Annotated in this window: 16 protein-coding genes; 6 read left to right on the top strand and 10 right to left on the bottom strand. The window is 67.4% G+C overall.

The annotated features are described in order from the left end of the window. The first annotated feature begins 108 nt into the window (after positions 1 to 108). From WCL10_RS11260 to WCL10_RS11250, 3 genes are read left to right on the top strand one after another with little or no spacing between them, the layout of a single operon-like run. Positions 109 to 1,500, top strand: coding sequence for a glutamine synthetase family protein (locus WCL10_RS11260; RefSeq protein ID WP_336895736.1), 1,392 nt, complete (start codon positions 109 to 111; stop codon positions 1,498 to 1,500). After that, positions 1,475 to 2,770, top strand: coding sequence for an aminotransferase class III-fold pyridoxal phosphate-dependent enzyme (locus WCL10_RS11255; protein WP_336895735.1), 1,296 nt, complete (start codon positions 1,475 to 1,477; stop codon positions 2,768 to 2,770). Before WCL10_RS11260 ends, WCL10_RS11255 begins: the two co-directional genes overlap by 26 nt. Then, positions 2,763 to 3,737 (top strand): phosphotransferase, encoded by a 975-nt coding sequence (locus WCL10_RS11250; protein ID WP_336895734.1) that lies wholly within the window; start codon positions 2,763 to 2,765, stop codon positions 3,735 to 3,737. Before WCL10_RS11255 ends, WCL10_RS11250 begins: the two co-directional genes overlap by 8 nt. Positions 3,738 to 3,986: 249 nt before the next feature. Here the strand turns inward: WCL10_RS11250 and WCL10_RS11245 are convergent, their stop codons facing one another. From WCL10_RS11245 to WCL10_RS11235, 3 genes are all read right to left on the bottom strand, one after another. Further along, positions 3,987 to 5,303 (bottom strand): FAD-binding oxidoreductase, encoded by a 1,317-nt coding sequence (locus tag WCL10_RS11245; RefSeq protein WP_336895733.1) that lies wholly within the window; start codon positions 5,301 to 5,303, stop codon positions 3,987 to 3,989. Positions 5,304 to 5,467: 164 nt separating this feature from the next. Next, positions 5,468 to 7,438: an AAA family ATPase gene (locus WCL10_RS11240; RefSeq protein WP_336895732.1), complete on the bottom strand. Its 1,971-nt coding sequence runs from the start codon at positions 7,436 to 7,438 to the stop codon at positions 5,468 to 5,470. Between the two features lie 252 nt (positions 7,439 to 7,690). Then, on the bottom strand, positions 7,691 to 8,149 hold the full coding sequence (locus tag WCL10_RS11235; protein WP_336895731.1) for an Lrp/AsnC family transcriptional regulator: 459 nt from the start codon (positions 8,147 to 8,149) through the stop codon (positions 7,691 to 7,693). Between the two features lie 108 nt (positions 8,150 to 8,257). Between WCL10_RS11235 and putA the strand changes: the two genes are divergently transcribed. The 3 genes from putA (at position 8,258) to ada (ending at position 13,730) form a co-directional block, all read left to right on the top strand. Then, the gene (gene putA, locus WCL10_RS11230; RefSeq protein ID WP_336895730.1) at positions 8,258 to 11,881 is read left to right on the top strand and encodes a bifunctional proline dehydrogenase/L-glutamate gamma-semialdehyde dehydrogenase PutA; all 3,624 of its coding nucleotides are present in this window, start codon (positions 8,258 to 8,260) and stop codon (positions 11,879 to 11,881) included. Between the two features lie 83 nt (positions 11,882 to 11,964). Then, the gene (locus WCL10_RS11225; RefSeq protein ID WP_336895729.1) at positions 11,965 to 12,630 is read left to right on the top strand and encodes a flavin reductase family protein; all 666 of its coding nucleotides are present in this window, start codon (positions 11,965 to 11,967) and stop codon (positions 12,628 to 12,630) included. Between the two features lie 17 nt (positions 12,631 to 12,647). Further along, positions 12,648 to 13,730 carry a bifunctional DNA-binding transcriptional regulator/O6-methylguanine-DNA methyltransferase Ada gene (gene ada, locus WCL10_RS11220; RefSeq protein WP_336895728.1) on the top strand — a complete coding sequence of 361 codons (1,083 nt, stop codon included), beginning with the start codon at positions 12,648 to 12,650 and terminating at the stop codon, positions 13,728 to 13,730. Between the two features lie 186 nt (positions 13,731 to 13,916). On the opposite strand, the gene WCL10_RS11215 is transcribed toward ada, so the two are convergent. The 7 genes from WCL10_RS11215 to WCL10_RS11185 form a co-directional block, all read right to left on the bottom strand. Next, on the bottom strand, positions 13,917 to 14,393 hold the full coding sequence (locus WCL10_RS11215; protein WP_336895727.1) for a low molecular weight protein-tyrosine-phosphatase: 477 nt from the start codon (positions 14,391 to 14,393) through the stop codon (positions 13,917 to 13,919). A 15-nt stretch (positions 14,394 to 14,408) separates the two neighbouring features. After that, complete coding sequence (locus WCL10_RS11210) at positions 14,409 to 15,425, bottom strand: ACP S-malonyltransferase (RefSeq protein ID WP_336895726.1); 1,017 nt, start codon at positions 15,423 to 15,425, stop codon at positions 14,409 to 14,411. After that, positions 15,418 to 17,616: a thiamine pyrophosphate-dependent enzyme gene (locus WCL10_RS11205; RefSeq protein ID WP_336895725.1), complete on the bottom strand. Its 2,199-nt coding sequence runs from the start codon at positions 17,614 to 17,616 to the stop codon at positions 15,418 to 15,420. The genes WCL10_RS11210 and WCL10_RS11205 overlap by 8 nt, the downstream gene beginning before the upstream one ends. A gap of 100 nt (positions 17,617 to 17,716) precedes the next feature. After that, entirely contained in the window at positions 17,717 to 18,844 is a 1,128-nt protein-coding gene (locus WCL10_RS11200; protein WP_336895724.1) for a glycerophosphodiester phosphodiesterase family protein, read from the bottom strand. A gap of 75 nt (positions 18,845 to 18,919) precedes the next feature. Further along, positions 18,920 to 19,825, bottom strand: coding sequence for a carbon-nitrogen hydrolase family protein (locus WCL10_RS11195; RefSeq protein ID WP_336895723.1), 906 nt, complete (start codon positions 19,823 to 19,825; stop codon positions 18,920 to 18,922). A gap of 100 nt (positions 19,826 to 19,925) precedes the next feature. Further along, positions 19,926 to 20,513 carry a GNAT family N-acetyltransferase gene (locus WCL10_RS11190; RefSeq protein ID WP_336895722.1) on the bottom strand — a complete coding sequence of 196 codons (588 nt, stop codon included), beginning with the start codon at positions 20,511 to 20,513 and terminating at the stop codon, positions 19,926 to 19,928. Then, entirely contained in the window at positions 20,510 to 20,920 is a 411-nt protein-coding gene (locus tag WCL10_RS11185) for a ketosteroid isomerase-related protein (RefSeq protein WP_336895721.1), read from the bottom strand. Before WCL10_RS11185 ends, WCL10_RS11190 begins: the two co-directional genes overlap by 4 nt. Positions 20,921 to 21,055: the final 135 nt, after the last annotated feature.

Here is a 21,055-nt window from a genome sequence, read left to right as displayed (position 1 = left end):
CGCGTCTCTGCGAGAACCCCTTCGCCTTTCTCCAGCACCGCGTGATTGACACCCCCCGCCCCGCTCCATACCACCCGGTACGAAAGCTCCCGAGGACTGTTCCGACCCATGACCGCCCCGCAATCCATGATCGCCGACCCGGCCGAAGCGCGCGATTTCCTCGCCGCCAATCCCGAGATTGCCTTCATCGAAGTGATCTTCACCGCGATCTCCGGCGTCCCGCGCGGCAAGCGCGTCCGCAAGAGCGAGCTTCTCCCGATCTACGAAAACGGCCGCCTGTTCCCGAGCTCGATGCTGGTGGCAGACATCACCGGGCAGGACTGTGAGGACACCGGCCTCGTCTGGGGCAACGGCGATCCCGATTACATGCTGCGCCCCGTCCCCGGCACGCTCGTCAAGGCGCCGTGGCTGGGCGATGATGTGGCGCAAGTGATCACATCGATGTACTACGCCGATGGCACCCCTTGCGAACTCGATCCGCGCCACGTCCTTGCCCGCGTGGTGGACCGGTTCAAGCCGCTCGGCCTCACCCCCGTGGTCGCCTGCGAGATCGAATACTACCTCGTCGATCCCGTCCGCGGCCCCAAGGGCGAAGTCCACCTCGCCCGCTCGCCGCATAGCGCCGCGCAGCCCCACCTGATCGACGTGTTCAGCCTCACCGACATTCAGGATTTCGCCCCCTTCTTCAAGGAACTCTGGCGGCAGGCCGATGTGCAGGGCATCCCGCTCGAAGCCGTCATTTCCGAATACGCCCAAGGCCAGGTCGAACTCACGCTCCACCACCGCCCCGACGCCCTGCGCGCGGGCGACGAAGCGCAGATGTACAAGCGCCTCGCCAAGGGCGTCGCGCAAACACAGGGCATGGCCGCGACCTTCATGGCCAAGCCCTTCAGCCATTCCGCAGGCAGCTCGATGCACCTCCACTTCAGCATGGCGGGCGCGGACGGCAAGAACGTCTACGCCAGCGAAGACCCCGAAGGCACCGAGCAGATGCGCCATGCCATCGGCGGCCTTCGCGAAACGCAATCACAGGCGTTCGGCATCTTCGCCCCCAATGCCAATTCCTACCGCCGCTTCCGCGCCAATTCCTACGCGCCCACCGCGCCGATCTGGGGCGTCAACAACCGCTCGGTCAGCTTGCGCGTCCCCGCCGGCCCGCCCGCCTCGCGCCATGTCGAGCACCGCTTCGCCGGGGCCGACGCCAACCCCTACCTCGCGCTCGCCGCGATGCTCGCGGGCGTCCACCACGGCATGGTGAACCGGATCGATCCCGGCCCGGCCGTCGTCGGCGACGGCTACAAGGCCGCTGCCGCTTCGCACTATCAGGTCCCCGGCAACTGGTACGCCGCGATCGACGCGCTCCACGCCTCCGCGCTCATGCGCGACTACCTCGGCGATACCTTCGTCGAGATGTACTGCGCGGTGAAGCGCACCGAACAGGACCGCTTCTTCAGCGAGGTCACCGCACTCGACTATGACTGGTATCTCCGCAACGCCTAACTCTGGGCCTGACCCGCTTGTCGAACGCCGTGACCGCGCCTTCGGGCGCGGCGCCAAGCTGTTCTACGATGAACCGCTCCACCTCGTGCGGGGCGAGGGCGCCAGCCTCTTCGGGGCAGACGGCCGCCGCTACGTCGATATGTACAACAACGTGCCCTGCGTCGGCCACGCGCATCCCCGGATCGTCGATGCGATGGCCCGCCAGCAGGCCACGCTCAACACCCACAGCCGCTACCTCAGCGAACCCGCGATTGCGCTGGCCGAACGCCTCACCGCGCTCCAGCGCGTGACGGAAAGCGCCGTGTTCTCCTGTTCCGGCACCGAAGCCATCGAGATCGCCATGCGCATGGCCCGCATGGCCACCGGCGCGCGCGGTATCGTGTGCTCCGACCACACCTACCACGGTAACAACACCGTCGTCGGCGCGCTCACCAACCTCCCTGCCGGAGACAAGCGCCACGCGGACGTTCGCTCGATCCCCTTTCCGGAAACCTTGCGCCCCCTCGTCCCCGGCCTCACCGGCGAAGCGCTGGCGGACGCCTATGTCGCGCGCCTGCTGGCCGCGATCGAAGACCTCAAGGCCGGCGGCCAAGGCTTTGCAGCGCTGATCCTCTGCCCGATCCTCGCCAACGAGGGTCTGCCCGATATCCCTGAAACCTTCATGGCCAAAGCGGCAGCGCTCGTCCGCGAACACGGCGGCCTGATCATCGCCGACGAAGTGCAGGCAGGCTACGGCCGCAGCGGGACATGGTGGGGCTATGACCATGTCGGCCTCACCCCCGATATCGTCGTCACCGGCAAACCGATGGGCGCGGGCCTCCCTCTCGCGGCCACCACGGCGAAGCGCGCCGTGGTCGAGCGATTCCGCGCCGAGACCCGCTATTTCAACACCTTCGCCGCAAGTCCCCTGCAAGGTGCGGTCGGCTGCACGGTGCTCGACGTGATTAAGGAGGAAGGCCTCGTCGAACACGCCCGCACACTCGGCGCCGAGCTGAAAGCAGCGCTCCGGCAGCGCCTCGGCCTAACGCCAGGCCTGCTCGACGTGCGCGGCAAGGGCCTGTTCCTTGCTGCCGAATTCGTCGATGCCGATGGCAATCCCGACGCCCCCCGCGCCTTCGCGCTCGTCTGCGCGCTGCGGGAAAACGGCTTCCTCACCTCGGTCGACGGCGCCTTCAACAACTGCGTCAAGATCCGCCCCCCGCTGGTCCTCCCCCGCGAAGACGCGCTCGCCTTCCTCGATGCCTTCGACCGCGTCACCGCGCATGCCTGAGATCGAGGCCTACCTCCCCGCCGCATGCGAGGCCCTCGCCGCCTTTGGCCTCCCCGAAACCGAACCCCACCCCGTCGGCAAGAGCGAAAACGTCGTCTTCCGCGCGACTGACCCCGCAGGCACGACATGGGCCCTGCGCCTCCACCGCCCCGGCTACCTCGCGCGCGCGGAACTTGATTCCGAACGCCAGTTCACTGCCCACCTCGCAGAGCAAGGCCTGCTCGTCCCCACCGGCCGCCGCACGAGCAATGGCGCGTGGTATGCCGAAGTCCAAACGCCCGATCCCGAAGGCACCCGCCTCGCCGGCATGACACTCTGGCACCCCGGCCAGACGCTCGGCAGCCTGCTCGGCGACAATCGCGGCCCCGAAACCTGGGACTGGTTCGAACGTACCGGCGCGCTCCTCGCCGATCTGCACAATGCCACGGCCGGCTGGGCCCCGCCCCCGGCCTTCGCCCGCCACCGCCTCGATCTGGACGGCCTTGTCGGTGAAACCCCCTTCTGGGGCCGCTTCTGGGAGGTGCCCTGCCTCACCGCCGATGAACGCCAGTTCCTCGCCGAAGCGCGCAGCCACGTCGCCGCTCGCCTCGCGGACCTCGCCGATCCCCTCATCCTCATCCACGCCGACGCCCACCCCGCCAACATCCTCGTCAGCGAGGGCCGCCTAGGCCTCATCGACTTCGACGACTGCGCCTGGGGCTGGCCCGCGTTCGATATGGCCGTCTCCATCTGGAACGCCTCAGGCGAACCCCGCTTCGCAGACCTGCAGGGCCGCTTCCTCACCGGCTACGCCGCCCGCCGCGCCCTTCCGGAGAACGTCCTCGAACAGCTCAATCTGTTCCTGCTGATGCGCTCGCTCATGCTGATCGGCTGGTGCGCCAACCGCCCCGAAGTGTCAGGCGCGCCCGAGGAATGGAAGCCTGGCTTGATCGAAAAGGTCCGCGCCGCGCTCGAGCGATACCGATAGCCTCCCGCCGCCTTCGCGCGATACGCCTAGCCTACCACTACCTTCGTCATTCCCGCGCAGGCGGGAATCCAGAGCGGCTGGCACAGCGCTTCGGGCCCTGGATTCCCGCCTGCGCGGGAATGACGAATGGAGGTGGAGGAGGGCACCCCGGAATCCGGCCCCCGCCGTCGCCGAGGCCACGACAAGTCATTGAAAGGAATCAGGAACGCAAATCACACCTAAAGCTTACTTGAGATTCAAGATTCGTCCCTAGATTCCAAGGTGATCGCGCATCCCATAGTACCACGCCCCCACCACGCAGTAGGGCACGCGAAACAGCTTGCCGCCCACGAACGGGATGTATGGCAGCGAGGCAAACACGTCGAACTTGGTCATCTGCCCGTCGATCGCCTCGGCCAGGCGCCGCCCCAGCATCTGCGTCGTCGTCACGCCGTGCCCGCTGTCGCCCTGCGAGAAATAGACGCTGTCCGAAACGCGCCCCATCTGCGGATAGCGCGTCATCGTCAGCGCGAAGTTGCCGCTCCACTGGAACTCGACCTTCGTGCCCTTCAGCTGCGGGAAGGTCTGGAACATCTGCGGCAGGATCTTGCCCTCGATCGAGGCCGGATCGAACCCGCCATAGATCGTGCCGCCGCCATAGAGCAGCCGCCCGTCCGCTGTCCGCCGGTAGTAGTCGGGGATATAGCGGATATCCTCGATGCAGTAGTTGGTCGGAAACAGCGTTTCGAGAAGGTCGTCCCCCAGCACTTCGGTCGCGATCACCTGGCTCGAAACCGGCAGGATGCGCCCCGAAAGATCCGGCGCGGCATCGCCAAGGTAAGCATTGCCGCAGACCAGCACCTTGTTCGCGCGCACTTTGCCCTTGGCCGTATGCACCACCGGCGCCGCACCGCGATCGACATGCGTCACGCGCGAGTTCTCGAACACGCGCCCGCCAAGGCTCTCGAACGCCGCCGCTTCGCCCAGCACATAGTTCAGCGAATGCATATGCCCGCCGATGGGATCGAACATGCCGCCGATATAGCGGTCCGAATTGATATGCTCGCGCGCCGCCGCGCCTTCGGCCAGAAACATCTGGGTATGGCCATGGCGGTGCCATTCCTCGGTCCGCTCGGCCAGCGTCTTCAGCTGCGGCTTGCTCATCGCCATGATCGCATTGCCCGCGCGCAGATCGCACGCGATGCCATACTTCGCCACGCGCTCGCGGATGATGCCCTGGCCTTCCAGCGCCATTGCGCCGAACGCCTTTTCCGCCTCCACGCCATAGTGCTGGCGCACTTCGAGCATGCGGCGGCTGTAGCCATTGACGAGCTGCCCGCCATTGCGCCCCGAAGCGCCCCAGCCCACGCGCTCACCCTCGACGACGATCACCTTGTAGCCGCGCTCCGCCAGTTCGAGCGCCGCGCCCATGCCGGTAAAGCCTGCGCCCACCACGCAGATGTCAGCCACTTCCTCGCCAAGAAGCTCGGGCCGCCGAGGTGTCGGATTGGCGCTCGCCGCGTAGTAGGTCGCCATGCCCGCATAAGGCGCGGCTGGGGAGAAGGTGTCGATCACGCGTTCGGTCATGGCAAAAGTCTCGCAAGAAAACCATTGCCGCCTAGCCATGGCCCCCGCGCCCGTCAAGAAAAATGTGATCACATTATTGCCAGTCTGCATCCAAATGATGCAGATTTGGCCCCCAGACAGTCTAATTTGTGATCATCTTCTGCCCCGAAAGGGAGGATCGGGCCCTAGAACCCGATCCTCCCCCCGGTCGCCGGCTTGGCCGCCGCTTCCGCCTTCAACCGCGTCAGGATCTCCCCCGCATCGCGGCTCCCGGCAAAGCGCAGCTGCCGCGCCACCACTGCCATGTCGCCCGGCGTCAGCCCGCGCACCTCGCCCAGCCCCGGCGGCGGAGCCAGGCCGAAGAAGCGCGTGAAGGCCCGCCCCGCGCGCGCCGGACCAAGCGGCAGCAGCTCCAGCTTGAACACGAAGCGCCGCAGCGTCGCGGGATCAAGCTTGCCCGCATGGTTGGTCGCCGCCACCACCGGGAGCGGATGCCGGTCAAGCCAGGTGAGCAGTTCATTGACCTGGCTCACTTCCCAGCTCGCCCGCGCCGTGGTGCGGTCGAACAGCAGCGAATCCGCTTCGTCGAACAGCAACACCCCGCCGCGCGCCCGCGCCTCGGCAAACGCATCGGCAATCAACCGCTCGGTCCCGCCGACCCACTTCGAAAGCAGATCGGAGGCCCGCTTCACCAGCAGCGGCCGGTCAAGCCGCTGGGCCAGATGATGCGCCAGCGCGGTCTTGCCCGTCCCCGGCACGCCCGTCAGCAGCAGCGAGACATCGGCGTGTTCGCTCTCCGCCACCGCCGCCATGAGCGACTCCAATGGACGGTCGGTTTCGAACAAGTCGAAATCGAGTGCCTCGGGCCGGCCCACGAGCAGATCGTCGGTGCCGCGCAGCGCCTTGACCAGCGCTTCCCCGGCCCGCACGCCGCCATCGTCCTCGCCCGCCAGTCGGCTCCCGCGCGCGGCGACCCGCAGCACCGAAGCCGCTTCGGGGGCGGCCTCGATCAGCCCCGCCCAGCCCGCGCCCGCCGCCACGCCTTCCTCGCGCGCGACATGGTCCAGCATCCTGAGCGCGGTCGCGCGCGAGGGATGATCGAGCTTCAGCACGAAGCTCATCCGCCGCAGCATCGCCGGATCGATGTTGCCGATCGCATTGGTGGTCCAGATCACCGGCACCGGGTTCGCCTCGAGCATTCGGTTGATGAAGACCTTGCTCCCCTGCCGCCCGCGCATCCAGTCACCCTGCCCCGGCGTCGCATCGCCGATCAGGTCTTCCATCTCGTCGAAGAGCAGCGCGGCATCGCGCCGCCCCGCCAGGAGACGCTGGCCCATCTGGAACGCCGCGAGCCGGTCGCCCCGATCGGGCTCGCGGCCGTCGTCGTCGGCCTCACCCGCGCTGTGCAGGGTAAGCCCGGCCGCCGCTGCCAGTGTTCGCGCGAACTCGGTCTTGCCCGTGCCCGGCGGCCCATGGATCAGCAGGTTGATCCCCGCCGCACCCTCGGCCCGCGCGCCGTCCAGCAGGCGCCGCAGAAAGTCTGCATCGCCCACGTGGCCAAACGCTTCCAGCGGCAGCGCGCCGGTCTGGCGCGGCCCGACGAGCTGCGCGATGATCCCGTCCTCGCTTTCCGGCATCCGGTCGAGCAGGTTGTCGAGCGCCCAGCGCGTCTGCAGTTCGATCTGTCCGCGCCAATCCGCCCGGAAGTGGGCAAGCCCCATCCGGAACAGCGGGTTCAGCCGCACGCGCCGCTCGGCCTCATCCGCATCGGCCCCGGCCACTTCGCCGATCATCGCCGGCAAGTTGTCGCCCTGCGAGCGCAGCATGTCGCCAAGGCTGCGCACCAGCCGCACCCGTTCCATCGCGAAGACCACCGCGATGATCGCCGCATCGAGCGGATCCAGCCGCAGCAGCGCGGCAACCTCGCCGGCCAGCCGCATCGCGCCCGAAGGCGCCGCGACCGGCGCGTCATCGCTCGCTGCCGCGCGCTTCAGCGCCGTCCACGTCAGCTTCCGCGCCGCCCCGGCGCGCAGGCCGAACAGCGTCGCGCCGTTGCTGCGGCCGAACTCCAGCAGTGTCTTGCCCGGCGGCGACGCGGCCGTCACCCCGTGCATGGCCCGCCGGAGCATCCGCCGGGCAATCATGATCTCGTCCATAAAATCTCGCTTCGCGCCCCGGACGCGAGCGCGCGCACGGGGACGTTCCCAGGTGTTGTCGTTTGCGTGGGAATGCCGCGCGCTGGCCCTCAGGCCCTGCCGCGGCGCGTGGAAGCGCTTTAGGCGAAGGGCTGGAAGGACCGGGGCGCTGTGCCCACCAGGTATCTAAATTCCAGCAATGCTCGTCTCCAGCGGTCGGCAGATTCGCCGTCCGGTGCGCGCCGATAAGCGCATCCGGTTGCAAATGCAACTTCAATCATGCGGATCGCGCACGGTCTCCATTGCGACGAAAGTGGAGGTGCTCGCCACATGCGGCAGGCTCGAAATCTTCTCGCCCAGCACTTCGCGATAGCGGCGGATATCGGCGGTGCGCACTTTCAGCAGGTAATCGAAGCTCGACGCGATCATGTGGCATTCCTCGATTTCGGGAATGCGCAGCACGGCCTGCCGGAACGCCTCCAGCGCCGCCTCGCGCGTGTCGGAAAGCTTCACTTCGGTGAAGGCGACATGATCGAGCCCCACCTTGCGCGGATCGAGGATGGCCCGGAACCCCCGGATGTACCCTTCCGCAATCAGCCGCTTGAGCCGCGCCTGCGTCGGCGATTTCGACAGCCCGATGCGCTGCGCCAGTTCGGTAATCGGCAGCCGCCCGTCCACTGCGAGGATATCGAGGATGGCCCGGTCAAACCGGTCAAGTGATCCGTCATCCATGACCTGACTGTCCTTATCGCCCGCTCAAACCCGAAATTAAGGCCATATGGACTGTCAGACAATGCAAATCAGGCAAAGTGCCTTCCGCGAATCTGGTATTCTCGCGCTATGAGCACCTTTCCCGCCTTCGCCCCCCGCCTCTCGCCCGAAACCCCGCTGTGCCGCGCGATCACCCAGGCCACGCGCATGCCGGAACCCGAAGCGGTGCGCCCCCTGCTCGAAGCCGCCACGCTGCCCGAGGCCGACCGCGCGAAGATCGCGGCCACCGCGCGCACCCTCATCGAAGCCTTGCGCGCCAAGGCCCGCCCCGGCGGCGTGCAAGCGCTTGTGCAGGAATTCGCCCTCTCCAGCCACGAAGGCGTTGCGCTGATGTGCCTCGCCGAAGCGCTGCTCCGCATCCCGGACGACGCGACACGCGATGCCCTGATCCGCGACAAGCTCGCCCACGGCGACTGGGCCGCGCACCTTGGCGGCAGCAAGCCGCTCTTCGTCAATGCCGCGACCTGGGGCCTCGTCATCACTGGCAAGCTCAGCGCCAGCGTCGATGCCGCGGGCCTCGGCCATGCGCTCACCCGCATGGTCCACCGCCTCGGCGAACCGGTTATCCGCCGCGGCGTCGATGTCGCGATGCGCATGATGGGCGAACAGTTCGTGATGGGCGAGACGATCGAGGAAGCCCTCGCCCGCGCCCGCCGCCGCGAAGCGCAGGGCTACGCCTTCTCCTACGACATGCTCGGCGAAGCCGCCGCCACCGCCGAAGACGCTGCGCGCTATATGGAGGCTTACACCCAGGCAATCCACGCCATCGGCAAGGCCAGCGCCGGGCGCGGCATCGTCGCGGGCCCCGGCATCTCGATCAAACTCTCCGCGCTCCACCCGCGCTATACCCGCGCGCAAGGCGCCCGCGTCATGGCAGAACTCGCCCCCCGCGTCCTCGCCCTCGCAGAGCTCGCGAAAAGCTACGACATCGGCTTCAACATCGACGCCGAGGAAACCGACCGCCTCGAACTCTCGCTCGACATTCTCGAAGCTCTCGCCTGCGCGCCCAGCCTCTTGGGCTGGAACGGCCTCGGCTTCGTGATCCAGGCCTATCAGAAGCGCTGCCCCACTGTGATCGACTGGATCGTGGCGCTCGCCCGTTCCAGCAACCGCCGCATCATGGTCCGCCTCGTCAAAGGGGCCTATTGGGACGCCGAGATCAAGCGCGCGCAGGAAGCAGGCCTTGCCGATTTCCCGGTCTACACCCGCAAGGTCCACACTGATCTGGCCTATGTGGCCTGCGCGCAAAAGCTCCTCGACGCGCGCGATGCAGTCTTCCCCCAGTTCGCTACGCACAACGCGCAGACGCTGGCCAGCGTTCTCCACCTCGCCGGGTCCGACTTCACCCCCGGCGACTACGAATTCCAGTGCCTCCACGGCATGGGCGAGCCGCTCTACGACGAAGTCGTCGGCCCTGAAGGCCTCGCCCGCCCCGCGCGTGTCTATGCCCCTGTCGGCACGCACGAGACCTTGCTCGCCTATCTCGTCCGCCGCCTGCTCGAAAACGGCGCGAACTCCTCCTTCGTCAACCGCATTGCCGATCCCGAAGTGCCGGTCGAAGCCCTGATCGAGGACCCTGCGGTGGTGGTCGCCGCCGAACCCGAACCCGGCGCGCCGCACTCCGCCATCGCGCTCCCCCTCGCGCTCTTCGCCGATCGTGCAAACGCCAAAGGCCTCGATCTCGCCGACGAACCCACCCTCGCCGCGCTCGGCGAAGCGCTCGCCAACAGCACCGCGCGCCCCTACCGCGCCGGCGATGCCGCACGCCCGGCCCAGGCCGTGCGTAATCCGGCCGACCACCGCGATGTCGTTGGCCACGTCCACCCCGCCATGCCCGAAGACGCGGCCCGCGCCGCCGCGCGCGCCGCTGTCGCCGCCCCCGCATGGGCTGCCGTGCCCGCGACCACCCGCGCCGCCATGCTCGAACGCGCTGCCGACGCAATGGAAGCGGCGCGCGTCCCCCTGATCGCCCTCCTCATCCGTGAGGCCGGCAAGAGCGCCTCGAACGCGCTGGCCGAAGTGCGCGAAGCGGTCGATTTCCTGCGCTACTACGCCGTCCAGGCTCGCAACCTCTCCAGTGCCGCGCCGCTTGGTCCGGTCGTCTGCGTCAGCCCATGGAACTTCCCGCTCGCCATCTTCACCGGCCAGATCGCCGCCGCGCTCGCTGCCGGCAATCCGGTGCTGGCAAAGCCCGCCCCCGAAACCCCGCTCGTCGCCGACGAAGCAGTGCGCATCCTGCACGCCGCCGGCGTGCCTGCCGATGCGCTCCACTTCCTCCCCGGCGGCGGCGAGATCGGTGCAGCCCTCGTCGCCGCGCCTGAAACGCAAGGCGTCGTCTTCACCGGCTCCACCATGACAGCCCGCGCGATCCAGCAATCAATCACCGGCCGCCTCGGCAAGAACGGCGCCCCTATCCCGCTCGTCGCCGAAACCGGTGGGCTCAACGCCATGGTGGTCGACAGTTCCGCGCTCGCCGAGCAAGTCGTGGCGGACGTCCTCGCCTCCGCGTTCGACAGTGCCGGACAGCGCTGCTCGGCCCTGCGCCTGCTCTGCCTGCAAGAGGATATCGCCGATCGCACCCTGACCATGCTGAAGGCTGCCATGGCCGAGCTTGCCGTCGGCAACCCCGCAAAGCTCGCCACCGATATCGGCCCCGTCATTTCCGAACGCGCCCGCACCGGCATCGCCGCCCATGTCGCCCGGATGCGCGCTGCAGGTTTCCCCCTCACCGAGATGCCCCTCGGCCCGGAAACCGCCCACGGCACCTTCATCGCCCCCACGCTGATCGAGCTGAGCTCCCCCGCAGACCTCACACAGGAGATCTTCGGCCCCGTCCTCCACGTCGTCCGCTTCCGCAGTGAAGATCTCGATACGCTGCTCGAAGCCATAAACGCCTCGGGCTACGGCCTCACCTTCGGCCTTCACACCCGCATCGATCAAACGGTCGAGCGCGTCACGCGCCGCATCGGCGCGGGCAATCTCTACGTGAACCGCAACATGATCGGCGCCGTCGTCGGCGTGCAACCCTTTGGCGGACGAGGCCTTTCGGGTACCGGCCCCAAGGCTGGCGGCCCGCTCTATCTCACCCGCTTCGCGCCCGGGGCGGCCCACGCGCTCCCCACCGCCAGCGCCCGGCCCGATCCTGCCGTCGCCCCCTTCGTGGATTGGGCCGAAAGCCAGGGCCTCAGCGCCATGGCCAAAGCCGCCCGCACCGCCGCCGCCGCCTCGCGCCTTGGCTATGAGGCCGAACTCCCCGGCCCGGTTGGCGAACGCAATCTCTATCGCCTCGCCCCGCGCGGCCGGGTGGCCTGCGTCGCATCCAGCGTGGAGGCGCTGTGGCAGCAAGTCGCCGCCGCACTCGCCACGGGCAACACTGCGGTGATCGTACCCGGTGGCCCAGTCGCCGCGCGCCCCGCAGGCTTTCCACCCGCGCTCGCTGCCCGCGTCCTCTGGGCACGCGAGCCGCTTGCGCGAATCCCGGATCTCGCCGCCGCGCTCATTGCCGGCGAGCCCGCCGCCATCGCGGAGGCCACCCGCCAACTCGCCGCGCGCGACGGTGCGATCGTCACGCCCCACGCACCGCTGGCTGGAGGCGCCGCAACCTACCCCCTCGACCTGCTGCTCGAGGAAGTCACTCTCTCGGTCAACACCACTGCGGCGGGAGGCAACGCCAGCCTCATGGCGATCGCCTAAAAGGATTGCACCGCAAGCATCGGAGCGCGCGCATCGGTTCTTCCGGACTAGACCGGCCCTGCCCCAAGTGCAGGAGAAACCGCATGATCGTCACCCGCGAACCCGCCATCCTCTATTTCGGCACCCCCGTCGCACTGCTCAGTACGATAAACCCTGACGGCAGCGCCAATCTCGCGCCGATGTCTTCGGTGTTCTGGCTCGGCTGGCGCGCCATGCTCGGCCTCGGCGCCGCCTCGCAGACCGCGCAGAACCTGATCGAACGCCGGGAGGTGGTGATCAACCTGCCGTCGGCCGCGATGGCCGATGCGGTCGATGCCCTGGCGCTCACCACTGGGAGCAACCCAGTCCCCGCCTACAAGGCTGCGCGCGGCTACCGCCGCGAGGGCGACAAGTTCGCCCGCGCCGGGCTCACCCCACTACCTTCCGAAACCATCGCCCCGCCCCGCGCCGCCGAGGCACCGGTCCAGCTCGAAGCCCGGATCGAGGCGATCCACGCGCTCGCTGCCGAGGACCCGGCGCAGGCGGGCAAGATCCTAAGTTTCGAGGCCCGGATCACCCGCGCCCACCTCCACGAAAGCATCGTTTTGGAGGGTGACCCCAACCGCATCGATCCCGATCTGTGGCGCCCGCTCATCATGAGCTTCCAGAAGTTCTACGGCCTCGGCCCCGAGGTCCGCCCTTCCACCCTCTCGACGATCCCCGAGGCGGTTTACCGCAGCCCCGACGTCGACCGCGCCCGCGCCGCATGATACCGAAAGCCAAGGCCATGACCGATCAGACCACCACCGAAAGCCTGCGATGGCAGCAGGTGACCACGCGCGACAAGGCGGCTGACGGCACGTTCGTCTACGCCGTCAAGACCACCGGGGTGTTCTGCCGCCCCTCGTGCCCCTCGCGTCTTGCCCGGCGCGAGAACGTGACCTTCCATGCAGGCCCGGAAGAGGCGGAAGCAGCAGGTTTTCGCGCCTGCCGCCGCTGCCACCCCGCCGCCGCGCAGGAACCGGCCGCCTCGCTCATGCAGGCCATGGCGCAGTATATCACCGCCCATGCCGAGGAGAGCCTGCCACTCGCCCGCCTCGCCGATCAGGCGGGGATGAGTTCCACGCACTTCCAGCGCGCATTCAAGGCCGCGCTCGGCGTCTCCCCGCGCGAGTATCAGGCCGCGGCGCGCATGGCGCGCTTCAAGGCGGGTCTGCGCGGCGGCGGCGAAGTGCTCGATGCCGCCTTCGACGCCGGCTACGGCTCGACCAGCAGGCTCTACGAAGCAGTCGACGGCGGGCTCGGTATGACCCCCAGCGCCTACCGTGCCGGTGGCGCTGGCGAGACGCTAACCTATGCGGTGCGCGAGACTGTGCTTGGCCCGCTGATGATGGCCGCCACACCGCGCGGCGTCTGCTTTGTCCAATTCGGTGATAGTGAGGATGCGCTGCAGACGCAGCTCGCGCGCGAATTTCCCAAGGCCACGCTCTGCCCGGCTGGACCTGATGCCCAGGCGCCGCTCGATGCGTGGATGAGCGCGCTCGGCCAGCACCTCGCCGAAGCCGGCCCTCGCCCGGACCTGCCGCTCGACCTGCGCGGAACCGCCTTCCAGATCCGCGTCTGGCGCTTTCTGATGTCGGTGAAACCCGGCGAAGTCGTCAGTTACAGCGAACTTGCCGCCGGCATCGGCAACCCGCGGGCGGTGCGCGCCGCGGCCAGCGCCTGCGCTGCCAATCGCATCGCACTGCTCGTCCCCTGCCACCGCGCGCTGCGCGCCGACGGCAGCCTAGGCGGCTACCGCTGGGGGCCCGAACGCAAACGCGCCTTGCTCGATGCCGAACGCCGCGAGCGTGCCGTCACACATGGGTGAACGCCATTCTGGATCATTGAGGACCGACCAGATTCCCAGCCTACGCTAGGGTCGAGTGAGGCTGAGGCACTCAGAAAACGGCACCAAAGCCAATATACAAACCTATACGGTTCCAACTTGTCGGAGCTAGTGCTTAGAATCAGGTGAATAAACGTTACAAACGAACCAATTTCTTTCGCCCGAACTCTAGCCGCCCATCCGCGCCACCAGTCGCCGGGCCGCCTCGCGCACGTCGGACCAGGTCTCGGCAAAGTCCTCATCGCTCCCGCCGTAGGGGTCGATCACCGCCGTCCCCTCGCGCCCGGGCACAAGGTCCATCAGCAAACTGACACGCGCGGTGGATCGCCCCATTAGCGCGCTGGGTGCAATGCGGCGCAGATCGCGCAGGTTCTGCTGGTCGAGTGCGAAGATCTGGCCGAAGCGCTGAAAATCCTCCGGCCGAACCTGCCGGGCGCGATAGCCAGAGATATCGATACCGTGGCGCGCCGCCTCGGCAATCGCGCGGGAATCGGGCGGCTGGCCCGCGTGCCATCCCCCGGTCCCCGCCGAATCGATGGTGAGCGCCAGCCCCGCCGCTACCGCCTCGGCACGCAATGCGGCCTCGGCGAGCGGGGAACGGCAAATGTTACCAAGGCACACGAACAGCACGGACGGCTGGCTCACGAGGGTCCCCTCGGGTCAGATGGCAACGATACGCCGCTGGGCTTCCCGGCCCATCGCGACGAGAAACGGATCCTCTTCCTGCCTAAGTGAAAACACGGATTTGGTGGTAATGTCCAGCCACCCCAAAGCCGTAATCACTTGGCCGATCGCGCCGCCAAGCGTTTCTCCCGGCCCCAGCAGCACCACCCGGTCGGGCGCGAACTCCCGGAGCGCCACGGTCATCGCCGCGGTGAAGTCGTAAGCCGCCAGAATCTGGTGCCCGAAGGTATAGTCCCACAGCTCGGTCGAATCGGTCTCGAAGCGTCGCCACACCTTACCGCGCCCGTCGATCAGCGGCACTTGCGGGGCGCCGAACCATGCCGCCGGGAGGCTCGCCCGTGCCGCAGTGGCGCTAGCCTGCATGAGCGGGGTGTGAAACGGCCCATGCCCCGCCAGGCGCAGCGGCGGGCGCGGCAGCGGCGGCAGTTCACGCCCCAGCGCATCGAGCGCCGCCTCCGGCCCCGCCACCACCAGCATCCCGCCCAGCCGGATTGAAGGCAGCACCCCCACCTTGGCGCAGGCCGCCTCCACGCCCCGCGCCGTCGCGGGATCGACACGCCAGTCTTCCCCGGCCATCACGATCACCGCCTGCCCGCCGCTCTCGTGCTTCTGCGAGTTCACACCCATCGCATCGGCGATGGCAAACCCATGCTCGCCCGAAACCGCCCCTGCGCAGGCTAGCGCGGTGTACCAGCCCATCGAATTGCCCGTCACCGCGACAACCTCGAACCGCTCGCGGTCCAGCTTCAGAAAGTCGTGAAACGCGCAGGCATGGATCAGGGGCGCCGCCACATCTCCGCGCAGATGGACGGCAGGGTCAAACTTCGCCGCCCAATCAAGCTCGGTCAGCGCCGGCTTGCCCGCCGCTGCCCGCACCGCATCGAAATGCGCGAGCCACGGGGAACCCGCATGATGCCGCGCCAGATAGCCCAACTCCGGCGCATTATATGTCCCCCGCCCCGGGCAGACGACAACGACGGTTTCCTTAGCCACGCACCATCTCCAGCGCCTTGGCCACAATCCCGTCACGGCTTGGCAGCGTATGCGTCGCCGCGCGCGCCAGCGGGATGAAGCTGTCCGTCGCGGCCAGCACGCCCAGCGCCTTCTCCGGCGCCTTGATCGCCATCAGCGCCAGCAAGGCCTCGCTCTGCGACCCGGTCTCACGGCACTCGTCCACCACCAGCACGCGCGAGCATGGCGCCACCGCCGCCAGCAAAGCCTCTTCGGCCAGCGGCGCAATCCAGCGCAGATCGATCACTCGCACCGCCACGCCCTGCTCCGCCAGCAGCTTCTGCGCCTGCATCGAAAGATAAACCCCGTTGCCGTAAGTCACCACCGCCAGATCGGCGCCTTCGCCATGGACGCCAATCTCGCCGACACGGATTTCACTCACCCCCGGCGCTTCATAGACCGAGGTCCACAGCCCATCCCCCTCGGCATGGAGATCGCGCGTCATGTAAAGCGCAATCGGCTCGACGAAGATCACGACCCGCTGCTCCTCGTGCGCCAGCCGCACGCATTCGCGCAGCATCAGCACCGCCTCGCGCCCGCATGAAGGCACCGCGATCACCAGCCCCGGAATATCGCGGAACACCGCCAGGCTGTTGTCGTTGTGGAAGTGCCCGCCAAAGCCCTTCTGGTACGGCAGCCCGGCAATGCGCACGACCATCGGGTTGGTAATCTGCCCGTTGGAGAAGAACGGCAACGTCGCCGCCTCGCCCCGGATCTGGTCCTCGGCATTGTGCACGTAAGCCAGAAACTGGATCTCCGGCAAAGGCAGCAGCCCGTTATGCGCCGCGCCGATCGCCAGCCCAAGAATCGCCTGCTCGTCCAGCAGCGTATTGATCACCCGCGCCGAACCGAACCGCGCATGCAGCCGCGCCGTCGCGTTATAGACGCCGCCCTTGGGTCCCACATCCTCGCCGCAGACAATCGCGTTGGGATACTGCAGCAGCACATCGGCCATGCCCCACGAGATCAGCCGCGCCATATGCTGCGGCTTTTCCATCGCCGCGGCCTCGTCGGCAAAAATCGCCGCGCGCGCATCAGCGCTCGCCAGCGGCCGCGCTGAACCTTCGCGCTTCGGCGGCACAATGCTCGCCATCACCGATGCCGCATCGGGCAGCTTGGGCCGCGCAATCGCCAGTTCCACCTGCCGCAGCAATTGCGCCTCGATGGCATCGTAAGCTTCGCGCACCTCGGCCGCGCTCATCACCTCTTCCTCGATCAGCAGCGCCGCACTGGCGAGCAGCGGATCACGCGCATTGTCTGCCGCAATATCTTCCTTGCTGAGGTACACTTGCTGCACATCGTTCCCGGCATGGCCATAGAGCCGCACCGTCCGCATGTGCAGGAAAACGGGCTTGCGGTACCGCCTCGCATAATCGACCGCCTCGCTCGCCCCGCGCCAGGCCTCGGCCAGATCGCAGCCGTCGCACGCGATGTAATGGAGCCCCGCCCGGCCCGACCAGTTCGCCTGGATCCAGCCCTTGGGCGTGCGCGTCGAAATGCCGATGCCGTTGTCCTCGCAGAGGAACACGATCGGCATCGGCGTTCCCTGAAACGCCGCCCAGGCCGCCGTATTCAGCGCGCCCACCGCCGTCGAATGGTTCGCCGAAGCATCACCGAACGAGCACAGCACAACGCCGTCCTTGGCGAGTACGGTTTCCTCAAGCCCCATGCGCCGAGCAATCCCGATGGAAAATGCCGCCCCCACCGCCTTGGGCAAGTGGCTTGCAATCGTAGAGGTCTGCGGCGGAATCATCAGCCGCTTCGAACCCAGCACCTTGTGCCGCCCGCCCGAAATCGGGTCCTCCGCGCTGGCGGTGAACGAGAGCAGCATGTCCCACATCGGGTTCTCGCCCGGCACCCGGTTCGCACGGTGGATCTGGAACGCGGCATCGCGGTAATGCAGGAACGCCACGTCATCCACGCGCAGTGCTTCGGCCAGGGCGGCATTGCCCTCGTGCCCCGAAGAGCCGATGGTATAGAACCCCTCGCCCCGCGCCTGCAGCTTGCGCGAAAGCCGGTCGAGCTGCCGGCTCACCATCTGGCTGTGCAGCAAGGCCGCCGCGCGCTGCGGGGTAAGCCCCACGGCTGCCAGCCCCAGATTGCTGCGGCGCTGCAGCCCGCCCGCATCGAGCGCGGCAATAAACTGCTCGTGAACTTGCTGGGCGGCGTCCATCAGCGCGGACCGGTTTCGCTTGCGATCATTTAGCCAGCCCTAGCGGATGCGGCGCGGCCCGTCAGCCCCGTTGTGCTGCAAGAGCCGCGCCCCGGCCCGCTCAATGCACTTTGTCGACCCCAATCCCGTCAACCGCCGCGCGTGCAACGCCAGCATCGTCGACGAAGATTCCGTCGACCCCCGCGCCCAGAAACTGGACGATGTCCATGTACATGCCCCGCGGCCAGCGCGCATCGGGCTCGCCGTAGCGCCATTCGATCGGCAGGAACCGGTTTTCCGGCCGGAAAGTAAAGGTCGCAATCTTCAGATCTGCCCGGTGGGCATCGGCCAGCACCGGGGTGCGCGGGCCCATCATGCCCCCTTCCTTGAGCGTCAGGATACGGCGCAGTTCCGTCGCGACCCACTGCGCATACTTGCTCACTTCGGCCAGCCCCTTGGGCGTCATCATCACGCCGAAGGTCAGCTTGCCGCGGGCCTTGACCACATCGGCCGGGCTCTTTGCATCCGGCCCCATCAGCTGCATCAACGCAACATTGGCCATGCCCGCGAGCTCCTTGTGCAGTCGCTTGAGCCCGGTTACCTCGAACGACTGGATGATCAGCGGCGCGCTTTGCAGATAAGCGGAAGCCTTGATCGCGGCGATCAGCTTGCCTTCCATGTCGAAGCCAAGTCCGGCAAAATAAGTCGAATGCTTGATCTCGGGGATCAGGCCGACCGGATTGCCTTTCGTCGTCTTGCGGCTGGCGGCCAGCGCCACGATCTCGTCAAAGGTCGCGATCTCGAACTTGCCGTCATAGCTCATGCTTTCCGGCCGCAGCGCGCCAAGCCGCTCCTTCGCGCGCAGCGTCTTGAGCTCCGCCAGCGTGAAGTCCTCGGTAAACCAGCCCTCCCGGCTTTCGCCGTCGATCATTTTCACCGTCTTGCGCGCGGCAAACTCGGGATGGGCAGAAACGTCGGTGGTCTCGGTCAGGTTGTTTTCGTGCCGCGCCACCAGCACGCCGTCCTTGGTCGGCACGAGGTCGGGCTCGATATAGTCCGCCCCTTCGGCAATCGCCTTCTCGAAGGCGGTCAGGGTCTCCTCCGGCCGCAGCGCCGAGGTGCCGCGGTGCGCGAAGACGAGAGTGTCGGAGGGTCGGGTCGGCGAAGCTGCGGCAGGCGCTGCGGTCATGACCATCCCCAAAACCGCGCTCAGCACCATGGCGGCGCGGCATGATGTGTTGAATATCATGGCGAATCTCCTGTTGGAATGCATGATCCGCTATGACGTGTGCAAGTCACATCCGTGACAGGCCCGGCCCGTGCTCTACAGCAGCGAGACAACCCTCACCGCCGGCAAGGGCCCCGCCCCCGGCTGATCGCGCCAGTCGCGCGCGTTGAGCACCCCGCCATCGGCGCGAAGGTTCGCCACCTGCGCCAGATCGACCTCTCCAAAAACCCACTCGCTGGCGCCCTCGGCGCCCAGTGCGATCACCCCGTCCTCGGGCATCCCCCGGTCGGGCGGGCCATAGATCCCTGCCGCCCCCCGGTTCACGTCCACCGCCGGCGACCAGTCCGCAATCCCCACCGTTGGCGATTGCACCGCATAGCACTGCCCTTCAAGGCTGCGCGCCTGTGCCCCCAGCCGCACCCGCCAATAGCCGTGCAGGCTGTCGGTGCAGCTCGGCACCAGCAGCACTTCAGCCCCGGCATCGACCGCCGCGCGCGCCAGCAGCGGAAACTCGCTGTCATAGCAGATCAGCACCGCGATCCGCCCCAGCGCCGTCTCGAACAGCGCCAGCCCCTCTGCGCCCGCAGAAACGAACCACTGCTCGCGCTCGAAGCGCGTCATCACCAGCTTGTCCTGCGTGCCCGCCTTCCCGTTCGGCGCAAACAGCCGAGCGGCATTGCGATAGCGCCCATCGGCATCCAGCCGCGGCAGGCTCGCCGCCAGAATATGCAGGCCAAACCGCGCGGAAAGCTCGGCATGCAGCGCATCGACCTTGGGCACCAACGCCGCCACGCTCGCGAGCGACCCAGCGAGATCGCCCATCGTCGCGGGCTCAAGGCTTGCCAGCTCCATTGCGCCATATTCGGGAAACACCGCCAGCGCCGCGCCAGCGTCCGCCGCCTCGGCCACCCAGCGCGTCAACTTCGCTACATAGGCGTCCCAATCGGCCAGCTGCTCGATCGGATACTGCGCGGCGGCCACGGTGTATTTGGTCAAGCTCATGCTGCGGCTCCTGCCCACCCCAAACCCCTCCCGCAAGCGGGAGGGGCTTTCCTTTCTTCTCCCCTCCCGCATGCGGGAGGGGTTGGGGGTGGGCCCTTCTTCACCAAGTCCTCAGCCAATACTGCATGGCCTTCAGGCTCTCGCCTTCCTCGCCATGTTCCTTCCACGCAAGCTCGGTCACCAGCCCCGGCACCACGGCATAGCCGCGCTTCGTCCAGAACGCGTCATGCGGCACATAGCCCGCAGGCTTCGCCGGATGGTCGTCCGGCCGGATCACCGCCGCAAAGCACGCCGCACTCGCCCCGCAAGCCTTCGCCTGCGCCTCGCGGTGATCGAAGAACGCATGGCCAATGCCGTGCCCGCGATACTCGGGCAGCAGCACGCTTTCGCCGAAGTAAAAGAGTCGGTCCACATCCAGCCCCCGCGCCGCAAACGGTTCGCGGAACTCCGCCTTCTGGTGAACCATCGGCGCCGCCGTCGCCGCTCCCACGATCCGCGCGCCATCAAACGCCGCGACCAGCACTGCATCCGCTGCCGCCGCATATTCAGCAAGGTACTCGGCCTCGTAAGCCGCATCGCCATCATAGAGATAGGGGTACGCCGCAAAGACCTTGATCCGCAGCTGCGCCAGATCCCCTAGCGCCGCCCCGATTTCCGCACCGGTCAGCGGGCGGACTGCGATTGTCATCCGACGACCTGTGCGGTCCAGTCAGCAAGGTTGTAATACATCGTCAGCCGCGTGATCAGCCCGCTTTCGACCGCGATGAACGCGCCCGCCGGCAGCACATAAGTCTGGCCGTCAGCCTCGGGCAGCCCCTCGTCCGTCGCGAGGTAGGCGCCGTGCACAACGAACTCCGCCGCCGCGCGCGAACCGTCATCGGTCGCCATCAGCACGATGTCCTTGAGCTCTTCCTTGTAGCAGCGCTCCATATGGCCAAGGAAAGCGGCAAACTTGTCCTTGCCGATCACCCGCTCGCCCTGGTTCACATCATGCGCGACATCATCCGCCAGGCAATCAAGCATCCCCTGCCAGTCGCCCACATTGAACGCGGCATAATAGCGGGTCAGCAGGGCAATGGTTTCTACGCGGGCCATGATGGGTCTCCTTCAGCGCCGCGTATCTAGCGAGGCCGAAGGAAATCCACCACATGCCAAAAACGCAAATCCGGTCCTCCCCATTTTTCCGCAGGACAAATGGGGAGGTGGCCCGCAAAGCGGGTCGGAGGGGTC

Source organism: Novosphingobium sp. (assembly GCF_037133355.1).
Taxonomy (GTDB): domain Bacteria; phylum Pseudomonadota; class Alphaproteobacteria; order Sphingomonadales; family Sphingomonadaceae; genus Novosphingobium.
The sequence above is the reverse complement of the archived record's forward strand: the minus strand, read 5'-3'. Positions and strand labels throughout refer to the sequence as shown.

Bases quoted from the DNA above. Each gene is read 5' to 3' on its own strand.
- WCL10_RS11250 (WP_336895734.1), top strand. From the start codon at position 2,763: ATGCCTGAGATCGAGGCCTACCTCCCCGCCGCATGCGAGGCCCTCGCC.
- WCL10_RS11235 (WP_336895731.1), bottom strand. From the start codon at position 8,149: ATGGATGACGGATCACTTGACCGGTTTGACCGGGCCATCCTCGATATC.
- WCL10_RS11225 (WP_336895729.1), top strand. From the start codon at position 11,965: ATGATCGTCACCCGCGAACCCGCCATCCTCTATTTCGGCACCCCCGTC.
- WCL10_RS11245 (WP_336895733.1), bottom strand. From the start codon at position 5,303: ATGACCGAACGCGTGATCGACACCTTCTCCCCAGCCGCGCCTTATGCG.
- WCL10_RS11190 (WP_336895722.1), bottom strand. From the start codon at position 20,513: ATGACAATCGCAGTCCGCCCGCTGACCGGTGCGGAAATCGGGGCGGCG.
- WCL10_RS11255 (WP_336895735.1), top strand. From the start codon at position 1,475: ATGACTGGTATCTCCGCAACGCCTAACTCTGGGCCTGACCCGCTTGTC.
- putA (WP_336895730.1), top strand. From the start codon at position 8,258: ATGAGCACCTTTCCCGCCTTCGCCCCCCGCCTCTCGCCCGAAACCCCG.
- WCL10_RS11185 (WP_336895721.1), bottom strand. From the start codon at position 20,920: ATGGCCCGCGTAGAAACCATTGCCCTGCTGACCCGCTATTATGCCGCG.
- WCL10_RS11205 (WP_336895725.1), bottom strand. From the start codon at position 17,616: ATGGACGCCGCCCAGCAAGTTCACGAGCAGTTTATTGCCGCGCTCGAT.
- WCL10_RS11200 (WP_336895724.1), bottom strand. From the start codon at position 18,844: ATGATATTCAACACATCATGCCGCGCCGCCATGGTGCTGAGCGCGGTT.
- WCL10_RS11195 (WP_336895723.1), bottom strand. From the start codon at position 19,825: ATGAGCTTGACCAAATACACCGTGGCCGCCGCGCAGTATCCGATCGAG.
- WCL10_RS11260 (WP_336895736.1), top strand. From the start codon at position 109: ATGACCGCCCCGCAATCCATGATCGCCGACCCGGCCGAAGCGCGCGAT.
- ada (WP_336895728.1), top strand. From the start codon at position 12,648: ATGACCGATCAGACCACCACCGAAAGCCTGCGATGGCAGCAGGTGACC.
- WCL10_RS11240 (WP_336895732.1), bottom strand. From the start codon at position 7,438: ATGGACGAGATCATGATTGCCCGGCGGATGCTCCGGCGGGCCATGCAC.